This is a genomic window from Paenibacillus sp. FSL R7-0048, from assembly GCF_038004505.1.
GTDB lineage: Bacteria > Bacillota > Bacilli > Paenibacillales > Paenibacillaceae > Paenibacillus_AQ > Paenibacillus_AQ odorifer.
Map to the genome: position 1 here is coordinate 995,160 of NZ_JBBORF010000001.1, position 13,952 is coordinate 1,009,111.

The following is a 13,952-nucleotide window of genomic DNA, read 5'->3' on the forward strand; positions in this document are numbered from 1 at the left end:
CTATTTGTCCCCTCCCCGGCTTAGAACTAGTTGCTGTACTAACAGTACGATGACGACAAAGAAAAGCAAAATAATACTCATGGCAGAAGCGAGGCCGTAATTATTGTAAGCAAATGCAGTATCTACAACTTTTTGTACGTATGTTTCGCTGGCGCCTGCGGGGCCGCCCTTGGTCAACACGAAGGGGAGATCGAATACTTCCAGTGCCCCTGTGACGGTAAGAAATAAGTTAAGCTGGATGACTGGCTTCATATTCGGTAAAGTAATTCTCCAAAGTGTTTGAAAAGGTCCGGCACCATCGATCTTTGAGGCCTCATAGATATCGTTTGGAATGGCCTGCAAGGAGGCGATGTAGATTACCATGTTATAACCCATGAAACGCCAAAATCCTGTGGACGCCAGAGAATAGTTAACCAGTCCTTCTGTTCCAAGCCAACTGGTCTGTCCTAGTCCGGTAAGACCGATGCTATTCAGGAACATATTCAGAGAGCCATTGGTGGTGTCAAAGACATAACCAAACATAAAGGCGACGGCGACACCGTTCATAATGTAAGGGAGGAACAATAAGATTCGAAATGCATTTTTTCCTTTCAACTTACTATTGAGCACAATCGCAAAATAAATAGCGACGATATTCTGGAGAATTCCCATCGCGAAATAAGCAAAGTTATGGGTAAATACCTTGAAAATATCGGGGTTGGAGAAGACTTCGCGGTAATTATCGAGACCGACCCAAGGCTTCTCAGGGCTATAGCCATCCCAATTCGTAAAGCTGTAATAAATCAGCTTGAGTGCCGGATAATACGTGAATGTTGCGAGCAGCAACAAAGGAATCGTGAGGAAGGATACAATGATAATCGTCTTCTGTTTGTTATAGGAAAGTGTTCCGAACATCGCTAGCCCTTCTTTCATAAAAACGTGGTATGGAAAGGCAAAATGGATTATCCGTAAAAGCAATAATCCATTTTGCTCCGTAGTGTACTTCGAATCAAAAGCTCAAATTAATAACCGAGGTCCTTCTTGGCTTTAGCCCAAGCTTTATTCCACTTGTCTAATACGGTTTGTGGATCTTTGGCAAGTACAAATTCCTGTACAACAGCAGGGAGATCCAGTTGTGCCTTGTTGCCGATTTCTGTAACCTTTGCATCGTCAACAGTTCCTTCTACCAGTTCTACTCCGGTAGCTTGGAATTCTTTCAGCTGAGTCAGATTGGATTCCTTGCCTTTTAATGGAGAGATAAAGCCGGCGAAATCCTCATAACCTGAATCTTCAATCATCCATTTTACGAAGGCTTTAGCTGCCTCTAAATTTTTGCTGTTTTTGGCAACGGCATAGAAGAAGTCAGGGCTAAGGGTAGCGGATGGTTTACCCGAATTGTCATAAGGGAATGGGAAGAAGCCAACATTGTCTGAAGAAGCGCCTGCTCCGATGACTTGGTTAATAACCCAGTTGCCAAGATAGTACATGGCGAATTTGCCGGAAGCTATGTCCTTTTTCGATTGCTCCCAGTTGGTGGAGTTGATGTCTTTTTCCAGATAGCCTTTTTCATTGAGCTCTCTAAGTAGGCTGAAAGCTTTGCCATAACCGTTGTCTATAGTGAACGGTGTTTCAGAGCTCAGCTTAGCATTTGGAAAATCAGGATTGCCTTCAATTAAGCGTGGTGTGTCATAAGCCCAAGTACCAAGTGGCCATTTGTCTTTAAAGTTAGAGGACATTGGAATAACACCTTTTGCTTTCAGCTTCTCGCAGGCAGCCAGGAATTCATCCCAAGTCTTAGGCGTTTCGGTGATGCCGGCATCAGTGAATGCTGTTTTGTTATAAACAATACCGGAAGTAGAGTTCCCTGTAGTAATTCCGTAAAGCTTACCATCAAAGGATTTGAAGTCTTTAAAGGTGATCTGATCGTTCAAGCCGAGATCATCCAGTGAAGCAAAATATTTTGGCAGGTCGGAGTTAGGGATGGAAGGAATAAACATAACGTCTGGAAGCTCGCCGCTGGCCATTCTGACTTTAGCCTGTTGGTTATAGTCGGTTTGGGAAGCTTCGAATTCGACTTTAATGTTCGGGTATTTTTCATTAAAGCGCTTTAAATATTCGTCATATTCTTTGCCGATCATATCTGTTCTGTTAGTTAGGAAGGTGATTTTGCCGCTGATATCAGCTCCTGCTGCAGGTTCGGCAGTTGCATTCGTGTCACCGCCGGTATTCTCTGCGTTAGTTGCTGCGGGCTTTTCAGTTGCGGCAGCACCGTTATTCGTGGTGTTGTCATTATTCGAACCACAGCCAGCAAGTGTTGAAGATAAGACCATAATCATAACAAAGGATAACGAAAATAACTTATTTCTCATAGCTCAATCCCCTTTTCGTTTTTATTGTTAGCGTTTACATGAACATTATAGCTTTATCGAAGCCGTTAATAAATGTATTGTATTATTATTTATTGTCTTTATTTGTTTTGTTTCTGCGTTTATAATTAGCATGTACCTAACAATCAGATAACAAAATACAAAGAATATCAAAAGGGTTCAATGAATTAATTGAAGTCTTATGCTATTTTTGAGAAGTCTATGCTTACAAAACTTTAGGCATCTGCTTCCGAAGCGAGTTTTGCGCGAAGTCATTCAGAGAAGTCTATGCTTACAAAACTTTTAGGAGGTATTATGAAACATTTGCATATGAATCTTGCGAAGTGGGAATTTAGAGGCTGTGGTGATGAGGAGTGGCTTCCGGCGACTGTGCCAGGTACAGTCCATACGGATTTACTAAAGAACGGGAAGATTTCAGACCCCTTTTATGGAACAAATGAACATGATCTACAGTGGATCGATAAGAAGGACTGGGAATATCAAACCTCGTTGCAGTTGGGGGAAGAGTGGCAGGAGCTTGCTTGTACGGAGCTAGTTTTTGAGGGACTGGATACTTATGCAGATGTGTACGTGAATAATGTACATGTGCTCGCTGCTGATAATATGTTTCTGGCATGGAAAGTGGATGTCAAAGATCAGTTAAAGACTGGAGAAAATAATATACGGGTGAAGTTCCGCTCTGTGGTTAAGGAAGATTTACCGAAATTAGCGAAGCTGGGTTACGCGCTGCCTGCCTCGAATGATCAATCCGAGCTTGGGGGATTAGATGAACAACGGATTAGTATTTTTGCGCGCAAAGCACCTTATCATTACGGCTGGGATTGGGGCCCGCGTTTCTTGACCAGTGGAATATGGCGTGCGGCAGCTCTGGTGGGACGTGACACCGTTCAAATTACAGACCTCTATATCCGTCAAAATGTGATTGCTAAGGAAGAAGCTCGCCTGACCGCAATTGTTGAAGTGGATGCTCCTGCTGCTTGGCGGGGAATGCTGCGAATAAGTGCCGATGGTTTGGAGTGGATGCAAGCGGTTACTTTAGAAGAAGGCATGCAGCAATTAGAGATGAATATTGTTATATCCGAGCCACAGCTCTGGTGGTGCAGAGGGCTCGGAGAGCCTCATTTATATACATTCCAGGCAGAATTGATACAAGATGCGGAAGTAGAGGTTAGCAAAAGTGTAAAAACCGGACTCCGCAGTATTGAATTGATTCGGGAGCGTGATGCCAAAGGAGCTTCGTTTTCTTTTGCACTGAATGGAGTTTCCGTCTTCGTCAAAGGTGCCAATCATATTCCAAATGACAGCTTCACCACAGAAGTAACCGAGGAGCGGTATCGGCATGAAATTGCCACGGCAGTAGAATCGAATATGAATATGCTGCGCGTTTGGGGCGGCGGTATATATGAAGAAGATATTTTTTATCAGCTCTGTGATGAATACGGATTGCTGGTCTGGCAGGACTTTATGTTCGCTTGCAGTATGTATCCCGGGGACGAGGCGTTCCTAGAAAATGTGAAAAAAGAAGCCGAATATAACGTCAAAAGATTGCGCAATCATCCCTGCATCGCCTTATGGTGTGGCAACAACGAGATTGATTCGGCCTGGTCACAGTTCGAGGAAAATATGGGCTGGGGCTGGAAAGAAAAACTCGGCGCTGAGCAAAGAACGACAATGTGGGCCGATTATATTAAAATCTTCCACCGTATTCTGCCGGAGGCTGTAGCCGCGTTCCATCCGGGAGTGGACTATTGGCCGTCTTCGCCGCTGCGGGAGCTGACTGGCGATATTAATCAGCATGCGACACGGATTGTGGGCGAAGGGGATGTGCATTACTGGGGCGTGTGGCACGGAATCGAGCCTTTTGAGAACTATAATACAAAGGTTGGCCGCTTCATGAGTGAATATGGCTTCCAGTCGTTCCCGGAACTAAAAACGGTAATGAGCTATGCAGAAGAGCAGGATTTGGAGCTTACCTCAGAGGTGATGCTGGCGCATCAGAAGAATGGTCGCGGTAATCTGCTGATCAAAGAATATATGGATATGTATCTGCCGCAGCCAAAGGACTTCAAAGCTTTTTTATATATGAGTCAAATCCTGCAGGCCGAAGCGATCCGAATCGCGATTGAAAGCCATAGAAGAAATAAACCTTATTGTATGGGCACTTTATACTGGCAGATGAATGATTGCTGGCCGGTGGCTTCTTGGGCGGGCATGGATTATAACGGGCGCTGGAAAGCCCTGCAATATACCGTGCGTTCAAGCTTCCAAGATGTTCTGTTGTCTATCGACGGTACAGACCGTGAGAAGGTAGACGTTCATGTCGTATCTGATTTAAGAACAGCAGTGAGCGCTGAGTTGGTGCTTACTTTGTATCAGTTTAACGGTTCGGTGCTGCGAGAGTGGGCACATCCCGTTGAGCTGGGAGCTGATTCTGCTGCTATCGTATTCTCGTCTCCTGTGGCAGAGCTGCTAGAAGGTCAAGGGGTGGGTGATGTATTGCTTGGAATTGGCTTGCAGGCGGATGGCCAGGTGATAGATCACAAGCTGCATTATTTTACTCCGGAAAAAGAAATTCCATTGCAGCGCTCAGTAATTACCGTGCTGGAAACTCCAGAGAGCAGTGGATTAAGCTTCACCGTGACCAGTGATGTATTGGCTAGAGGTGTATACCTGACTTCGGAAGAGGAAGGAATATTCTCTGACAATTATTTTGACCTTCTCCCAGGTCAGACCAAGACGATAGAGTTCTCACAACGCGGGAACGATGGAAGAGACTGGATTCCTGCCGCACCTAAAGGGCTAAAGGTTCAATCGATGGTTGATTTTGTGAGCGAAGATTTGCTGTAAATCCTAAGGAGAGAAGGACTGGCACATGGGGATTTTAGTTCAGGAAGATAAGGGATTATTCCATTTACAGAGCGCAGGGATGAGTTATATTCTTCAGCTTGTTAATGATTATCCGGCACATGTGTATTGGGGCAAGAAGCTGCGTAGTGGCAGCAATTTGGAAGGGCTGTTGAATCTGGGAGGAAATACGGGTCTCGACCGGCTCCCGCAGGAATATCCCCAATACGGCACGGGAGATTTCAGAACACCTGCTTATCAAGTTCGGCTCGAAGACGGCACTCGTATTACAGAGCTGAAATACAGCGGGTACCGGGTAGTTGAGGGTAAACCCTCACTGCCAGGTCTGCCATCTGTATATGTTGAGTCTGCGCAAGAAGCACAGACGTTGGAGCTTACACTTAAGGATGATTACGCCAAGCTGAGTGTTAATTTGCGCTATACGGTTTTTGAACATACCAACGTAATCACCCGCTCTGTGGAGTTCACCAATGCGGGGGAAACACAGCTGCGATTGCAGCGTGCACTGAGTGCTAGTGTCGATTTCTCGTCTGGCGATATGGATATGATCTATTTGGCAGGAGCTTGGTCAAGGGAAGGTAATCTGACCCGTAGACGTCTGGTGCAAGGGGGTACGACCATTGGGAGCCGCAGAGGGATGAGCAGCCACCAGTTAAATCCATTTGCAGCGCTGGTGAAACCTGAAACGGATGAAAATCATGGAGAGGCCTACGGCTTCAGTCTTGTATATAGTGGAGGCTTTGAAGCTGAGGCAGAGGTCGACTCCTTCGGGATGACCCGGTTTACGATGGGGCTGAATTCATTTGATTTCTCCTGGCTGCTGGAGCCGGGAGAACAATTTCAGACCCCAGAGGTAGTGATGGTGTATTCTTCCAAGGGGATCGGGGAAATGTCGAGAACCTATCATCGCCTGTACCGGACCCGTTTATGCAGAGGGTTATATAGAGATAAGGAACGGCCCATTCTGGTCAACAATTGGGAAGCCACCTATTTCAACTTCGATGCGGATAAATTGGAGTCGATTGCGGCGGAAGGAGCGAAACTCGGGATAGAGCTATTCGTACTGGACGACGGCTGGTTTGGCAAAAGAGATGCAGATAACTCCTCTCTCGGAGACTGGGTAGAGGATCTGCGCAAGCTTCCAGGCGGATTGTCTGATGTAGCGCAGCGTGTGAACAATCTAGGCTTGCAGTTTGGCCTCTGGTTCGAGCCGGAGATGATCTCGCCAGACAGCGAGCTCTATCGTAAGCATCCCGACTGGTGTCTGCATGTGCCGGGACGCCGCCGTAGCGAAGCCCGCTGGCAATTGGTGCTGGACTATACTCGGGAGGATGTACGTCAGTACATTTATGAGTCACTGTCCCGGATTTTCTCGACCGTGCCCATTAGTTATGTGAAATGGGATATGAACCGTTGTTTAACGGAGATTGGCTCTGCAGAGTTACCTTCTGAACGCCAAGGGGAAACCGCTCATCGTTATGTGCTTGGTCTGTATGAGCTATTGGAGCGAATAACTTCAGAGTTTCCGCATATCCTGTTCGAGAGCTGCTGTAGTGGTGGTGGCCGCTTCGACCCAGGCATGCTGCATTACATGCCGCAGACCTGGACCAGTGACGATACAGATGCTGTGGAACGACTGAAGATTCAGTATGGAACAAGTCTGGTGTATCCGGTTAGTTCGATAGGCGCGCATGTGTCTGCCGTGCCGAATCATCAGGTAGGACGGATCACCCCGCTGTCTTTTCGTGGAGATGTAGCTATGTCCGGTAATTTCGGTTATGAGCTGGATCTTACGAAGTTTACAGACGAAGAGAAGGAACTTGTGAAGGAGCAGGTTGCGAACTATAAACAAATCCGCAGTCTTGTGCAGCAAGGGAATCTGTACCGGCTGCAAAGCCCGTTTGAGGGCAATGAGACAGCATGGATGTTCGTGTCCGATGATCAGCGAGAGGCATTAGTTTATTACTTCCGGGTAATGGCTGTGCCGCACCCGCCCCGCCTTAGCCTGAAGCTGAATGGTTTAAATCCGCAGCTGGATTACATTCTGGAGGCAAGTGGTGAGGTTTACGGTGGTGATCGGTTAATGCAGGCTGGACTGGCTCTGCCGGATATCCAGCAGGATTTTGTTAGCGGATGTTATAAATTGAAGGTGCAGGAATAGAGTTTATTGCAAGTCATCAGCAAGCCATGAGCCTAGCTCGTGGTTTGCTTTTTTTGTTCAAAGATGAATTTGAATCAGCTGAATCAGCTGAAGCTGCGGATGGCAAGGCAGCCTTGATCGTATCCACCTCCACACATATATTCCTCCTGTTATGGCATCCTGTGCAGCTACCCTTGTGCATGACGCTATAGCTTTTTTGCATGTTCATATTCCGTTCATATTGAGGTCATAGAGAGTACATCTTCATTGGTTAATCTTAGCTTAGCAGTTAGTTATGGTAGTCCAAAACACAGCTGATGACAGGAGAAGATACGAGTGGAAATAAAAGAAAAAATGAAAATGAAGGCGGGCACGAGAACAAGTAAAATACTAAACATACTACTTAAAGTAGTAGGAGCAATAATCATCGCAATCGTGCTTTTTCTCGCTATTGTCTATACAGTTAATTTGATCAGCAATAAATCGGAACAAAATAAAATAGAACCCTATGGTCAGTTAGTACCCGTAGATGGGAAAAACATGAATGTTTATATTCAAGGAAAAGGTGAAGAAACAGTCGTGCTACTACCGGGTTATGGCACAGCAGCGCCAGCTCTTGATTTTAAAGCATTAATAGATGAACTGTCGCCGTTTTACAAAGTTGTCATGATTGAGCCTTTTGGGTATGGATTAAGTGATCTGACCAAAAAGGAGCGCAGCACAGAGAATATTGTAAGTGAAATTCATGAAGCTTTACAGGCTCTTAATATTGACCGTTATATTCTAATGGGCCACTCTATTTCAGGCATATATGGACTAGATTATGTTAACAAGTATGAAAATGAAGTGAGTGCATTTGTCGGGCTTGATAGTAGTGTTCCATCGATAAGCGAGAGGAAGATCGAAGCTTCGGAATTAAGAGCTATAAATCTGCTCAAAAAATCAGGTTTAATCAGATTGCAAATGAAATTTAGTGCTGACCCAATTGCTGAACTACCATTTGATGATAAAACAAAAGAACAAATGAGACTGATCAATCGCAAAAACATATTTAATCCTACCCAATTAAATGAAGCTGGAATGATGTATTCTAATTTTAAATCAGCTGAAAGCTTAACATTTCCTAAAAATCTTCCTCTTATTTTCTTTATACAAGCGAATCAACCAGCAACGGATAGATGGATACCAGAGCATGAAAAGCAAATCAAGGACTCTGTGCATGGAAAAATAGTGAAGTTTGAAGAGGGACATTATTTATATCGCACTAAAGCAAAAGAAATCGTAAAAGACTTTCAGGCATTTATGAAAGAAATAAAATAAGTGCTGCCGTCGAGCCGACCGGATTTCAGGATTTCCTCTGATTTTCGTTCGGTTTTTTATTAGTCCGTAAGATATGGGGGAGTGCCACCAGTAACGATGGTCTAATCTTTAGGTTTGGTCTGGGATAAGAATGAGAAGGCGTCGGCTACATTTAATGGAGAGTCCCTTGGTTGCTGCTAGGTTCCTAGGTACCCTGCTTCGGATCGGACTCAGTAGTCCTTATTTGCTAGAAAAGAGGCAATTGAGGCTACTTTCGGACCCCAGCGACGTTATTGGCTAATTATTGCGACCGTATGGGGTGTTTTGGAGTAAATAGCTGCACCTGAGTCCGATACCATCTCAAATATGCGTTTTTTTCGCAAATAGTGGCTATACGGTCCGTAAGTAAATAGGGAGTAGGGGTGGTATGAGAGAGTATGAGAAAGTATGAGGGAGTATGAGGTAGTATGAGGGGGTTCCACCAGTTAACGATGGTCTAATCTTTAGGGTTTGGTCGGTGATAAGAATGAGAAGGGGCTGACTGCATATGATGGAGAGTTCCCTTGGTTGCTGCTAGGTTCCTAGGTACCCTGCTTCGGATCGGACTCAGGAGTCCTTATTTGCTAGAAAAGAGGCAATTGGGAATACTTTCGGACCCCAGCGACGTTATTGGCTAATTATCGCGACCATATGGGGTGTTTTGGAGTAAATAGCTGCACCTGAGTCCGATACCATCTCAAATATGCGTTTTTTTCGCAAATAGTGGCTATACGGTCCGTAAGTGAATGGGGAGTAGGGGTGGTATGAGAGAGTATGAGAGAGTATGAGAAAGTATGAGGGAGTATGAGGGAGTATGAGGGGGTTCCACCAGTTAACGATGGTCTAATCTTTAGGGTTTGGTCGGTGATAAGAATGAGAAGGGGCTGACTGCATATGATGGAGAGTTCCCTTGGTTGCTGCTAGGTTCCTAGGTACCCTGCTCCGGATCGGACTCAGAAGTCCTTATTTGCTAGAAAAGAGGCAATTGAGGCTACTTTCGGACACCAGCGACGTTATTGGCTAATTATCGCGACCGGATGGGGTGTTTTGGAGTAAATAGCGCACCTGAGTCCGATACCATCTCAAATATGCGTTTTTTTCGCAAATAGTGGCTATACGGTCCGTAAGTAAATAGGTGAGTACGACCAGTGGAGTGTGACCAACTAATCGAATGGGTAAGTACGACCAGTGGCGAGTAACCAACTAATCGAATGGGTGAGTGCGACCAGTGGAGCGTGACCAACTAATCGAATGGGTGAGTACGACCAGTGGAGCGTGACCAACTAATCGAATGGGTAAGTACGACCAGTGGCGAGTAACCAACTAATCGAATGAGTGCGACCAGTGGAGCGGAACCAATTAATCGAATGGGGGAGCCTCACCAGTGGCACACGGAGCAACTCATCGAATGGTGATTCCAATGATCGCCGGCTGACTCGCTAATTATCCGTAGTTTCCAGTAATCTATGGTGAGCCCTATCTTTCCATAACCTCCATAAATCCCACAAAGAACACCACGGTAGCCTTTTTTAAGCTAGAGCATGTCCTATTTCCCTATAATCCACATTGACTTGGGTTTGTCACACCCCTATGATGATTATTAATATAAAAATATATGACACGAAGAGGAGCGAAACATCATGGCTTTGGAGATCGAACGCAAGTTTCTGCTGCCGGAATTTCCGGAGCAGCTGATTCAAAAGGGAGAATTGAAGATTGTTACCCGTCATAATATCGATCAGACATATCTGGCAATAGATGGTGGTCAAGAGCTTCGTGTGCGTAAAATTACGGATCTGGACTCAGGTGAGGTAACCTACACGCATACGTTTAAGGATGGCAAAGGGATCAAACGCGAAGAGATCGAATATTTTATCTCAGAGGGTTTATATAATCAGATGATCGAAGCGGTAAATGCGGTAGCTTTGGTCAAAGAGCGAATTACAGCGGTGTGGAATGGCACAACGGTTGAGATCGACGTATATTCCCAGCTGAAATTGTCCGTATTGGAGGTTGAATTTGAATCTCTGGAGGAAGCGGAAAGCTTTAAAGAGCCGGAATGGTTCGGTAAGGATGTTAGTACAGAACGGCAGTACAGCAACAAAACGGTCTGGAGAGAGCTGCAAAATAAGACAAAGAATTAACGGACTTTAGCGCGTAAACGTGGTAGTATATAGGGAAAACAAGCAGAAATAGCTTTATCATCCCTAACTGGCTTAAGGATAACGTTTAGGGTGAAACTTATAGTTAATTATAAGAATTTATAAGTGGTGCAACTATAATAGCCTTATATTTCTGCGAGAAACAGTTGTCTTCTATATAGGACGACAACGTTGTTTCTTCTTATCATATATTCTTGTCATATATTAACGAGGGGTTCAGGAGGATGAGCATGAAGTTTATAAGCACAAGAGGTAATGTGGAACCTAAAGGTTTTATTGATACGGTGTTGATGGGACTTGCGGACGACGGTGGGCTGATGGTTCCATCCGAGATTCCAGTGGTTTCAGCAGCAACGTTGGAAGAGTGGAGAAGTCTCAGCTATCAGGAGTTGTTCCTGAAGATTGTTGCCTATTACACCAATGATGAGATTCCTTACGAGGATTTGCAGGAAATGGTCAACACCAGTTATGCCAATTTCCGCACACCTGAAGTAACGCCTATACACCAAGTGGATGATTCTTTATATGTCCTTGAATTGTTCCATGGGCCTACTTTTGCTTTCAAGGATGTAGCGCTGCAGTTTATGGGTGAGCTGTATTCATATATTTCCAAAAAACAAAAAAAAATCATCCACATCCTCGGTGCAACCTCTGGGGATACTGGAGCGGCGGCCATTCAAGGTGTACGCGGCAAAGAAGGCATCAAGATCTGTATTCTCCATCCACATGGCAAGGTAAGTAAAGTGCAGGAGCTGCAGATGACTACGGTGGACGACAGCAATGTACTGAATCTGTCTGTTCATGGTAACTTTGATGATTGCCAGAAGGTGATTAAGGATCTGTTCGCAGATCTGGACTTTAAAGGTCGGTATCATCTGCGTGCAATCAATTCCATTAACTTTGTGCGGATTCTGGCGCAGACTGTTTATTATTTCTATGCATATCTGCATGTCGATGGCAGCAACGAGAAGAAGATTAATATCAGCGTGCCTTCCGGTAACTTCGGTAATATTTTCTCGGGTTATTTGGCTAAGCAAATGGGGCTTCCTATTAACAAGCTGATCATTGCTACGAATGAAAATAATATTTTGGAGCGTTTCGTGAATACTGGCGAATACAAACCAGGTAATTTCACAAGCACTTACAGCCCTTCGATGGACATCCAAGTGGCAAGTAATTTCGAACGGTATCTGTATTATCTGGTAGGCGAGGATTCTGAGAAGTTATCCGCGTATATGTCCAAGCTGCAAACCGAAGGCAAGATTACGGTTGAAGGCGAGGCGCTTCAGCAGGTGCAGAAGGATTTTGCAGCGCTGGGTGTGAAGAATGATCAATGCTTGAATACGATCGCTAAGTATCAAAAAGAATACGGCTACCTGCTTGATCCACATACAGCATGTGGAATCGCGGCTTACGAAGCCTTTAATGGCCCGGATGAGATTGGCATTACCTTTGCGACTGCACATCCAGCTAAGTTTGATGAGGCAATTACTTTGATCGATATTAAGCAGGAATTCCCGGCACAGATTAAAGCATTGTTCGAGATGCCACAACATCAAACCGTAGTGGATCATGACAAGGATGAAATCGTGCGTCAGCTGCAAGCTTTTTACGGATTGTAATATCATATACTGTTCAACTTCACAGCACAGCCCCCGTTCTTGGGATAAGAACGGGGGCTGTTTGTGTGTTTATAGTAGCTTCTAACATTAACGTTGCGGCGTACGGGTCTGCTCCCTAGCTTTTTCACAAAAAGCAGCGACCTTATAAGAGACATAGTACGCCAGCATTTTTTCAGAATCGGTAAAGTCGGTGTCCAGCAGTCTGCTGATAAGATCGAGCTTATATCTGAGTGTATTCCGGTGAATGTACAGCTCGTCTGAGGTAATCTGCATGTTCCGGTTATTTTTGAGATAAACGTAAAAGGTATGATACAGATTGGACTGGTGCAAAGTATCGTATTCTTGAAGCTTGAGCAGCTCTGGATGGTAGTAGTTATTATCCTCGTTAAACACAACATCAGCAGAGAGCATCTCATAGAGCTGGATATCTGAATAGTAAGTCAGCTTCTGCTGCGGGCTGAGAATGGAACCGATCCGAATAGCATTTCGGGAGTGAAGATAGTGTCTCCTACATTGCGTAAGATTAGTGAACATATTGCTGATGCCAAGCGAGATGCCGGTTTGGGCTAGAAATTCCTGCAGCTGCTTATTTACAAGCTCTTTGGAGAGGTTTCCATCATGGATCATTACAATCTGCCCGTCATAATAGGTGGAAGGACTGCCCGGAAAAAGCTGTTGCAAACGTTCTCTTAAATAATCATCATAACGGCCTGAACCCTCATACCAGGTAAGATCGAACAGCAGCACAAGCAGCTGATTCCCGAACTTTAGTCCTGCACTCCGCATCCTGTCCTGAATAATCCGGTTGTCCTGAAGCTGTTCCTCTAGCAATGCGCAGATAAAATCTTCAACTTTTATATTTTTGGCGTTGCGATAGTAGCTATTTTTGCCCATCTCTTCGGCAAGTATGGTAGCGGTGATGGACAGCAGCTCGTTATCTCTGGCGCGAAAAGGATTTGTGCATCCTAGAAGCAATACATTGCCGATTTGTTTGCCGGCTACTTTTATTTTGGAGATCAGTTTGGAGTTTGATGTTTCCTCGCAGGTTACCTCATAAGATTCATCGCTTTGTTTCCCACGCTGGACACTGTTCATTTTGCTCACAGCCGCAATGAAGTCGTAAGAGCAATAACCTTTGCCGATATTATCACTCCATATGTAATCGTCGATATCGGAAAGGTCAGAGTGAGCTACAATTTTGAAGCTGCAATCAAATACAATGACGGGATTCTGCAGTAGCTCGGCAGCTGTCTGTACGATAGCTGAAAGGCCTGCACCTGAAATGTATGCAGTAAACAAAGATGCGGTATAATGCTCCATTTCGATTTTACCTGATACTTGCTCATTTAAGGAAACATCCATTCATATCGCCCCCTGTTTCAATAATAGTGCAATATGCACTATAAAGAAGTGATTTTTGGTGCTTGTAAATATATTCACAAAGTATTGGACGCCTTAA

The 13,952-nt window shown here is 44.8% G+C and carries 8 protein-coding genes; 5 read left to right on the forward strand and 3 right to left on the reverse strand.

Annotated elements, in window-relative coordinates; all coding sequences use genetic code 11:
* Together NSQ91_RS04310 and NSQ91_RS04315 are read right to left on the reverse strand one after the other, a co-directional pair.
* Window positions 1-894, reverse strand: a complete 894-nt coding sequence (locus NSQ91_RS04310; RefSeq protein ID WP_076105422.1) for a carbohydrate ABC transporter permease — start codon at window positions 892-894, stop codon at window positions 1-3.
* Between the two features lie 107 nt (window positions 895-1,001).
* Window positions 1,002-2,348, reverse strand: a complete 1,347-nt coding sequence (locus tag NSQ91_RS04315; RefSeq protein WP_076194381.1) for an ABC transporter substrate-binding protein — start codon at window positions 2,346-2,348, stop codon at window positions 1,002-1,004.
* Window positions 2,349-2,660: 312 nt separating this feature from the next.
* On the opposite strand from NSQ91_RS04315, the gene NSQ91_RS04320 reads away from it, so the two are divergent.
* The 5 genes from NSQ91_RS04320 (at window position 2,661) to thrC (ending at window position 12,493) form a co-directional block, all read left to right on the forward strand.
* On the forward strand, window positions 2,661-5,213 hold the full coding sequence (locus tag NSQ91_RS04320) for a beta-mannosidase (RefSeq protein WP_076194383.1): 2,553 nt from the start codon (window positions 2,661-2,663) through the stop codon (window positions 5,211-5,213).
* 25 nt (window positions 5,214-5,238) lie between these two features.
* Window positions 5,239-7,392 carry an alpha-galactosidase gene (locus tag NSQ91_RS04325; protein ID WP_076305088.1) on the forward strand — a complete coding sequence of 718 codons (2,154 nt, stop codon included), beginning with the start codon at window positions 5,239-5,241 and terminating at the stop codon, window positions 7,390-7,392.
* Between the two features lie 333 nt (window positions 7,393-7,725).
* Window positions 7,726-8,691: an alpha/beta fold hydrolase gene (locus tag NSQ91_RS04330; RefSeq protein ID WP_076194460.1), complete on the forward strand. Its 966-nt coding sequence runs from the start codon at window positions 7,726-7,728 to the stop codon at window positions 8,689-8,691.
* A 1,658-nt stretch (window positions 8,692-10,349) separates the two neighbouring features.
* On the forward strand, window positions 10,350-10,853 hold the full coding sequence (locus NSQ91_RS04335) for a CYTH domain-containing protein (protein WP_036680734.1): 504 nt from the start codon (window positions 10,350-10,352) through the stop codon (window positions 10,851-10,853).
* Between the two features lie 248 nt (window positions 10,854-11,101).
* Window positions 11,102-12,493, forward strand: coding sequence for a threonine synthase (thrC, locus tag NSQ91_RS04340; protein ID WP_340916531.1), 1,392 nt, complete (start codon window positions 11,102-11,104; stop codon window positions 12,491-12,493).
* Between the two features lie 87 nt (window positions 12,494-12,580).
* Here the strand turns inward: thrC and NSQ91_RS04345 are convergent, their stop codons facing one another.
* Complete coding sequence (locus NSQ91_RS04345) at window positions 12,581-13,855, reverse strand: PucR family transcriptional regulator (RefSeq protein ID WP_340916534.1); 1,275 nt, start codon at window positions 13,853-13,855, stop codon at window positions 12,581-12,583.
* Window positions 13,856-13,952: the final 97 nt, after the last annotated feature.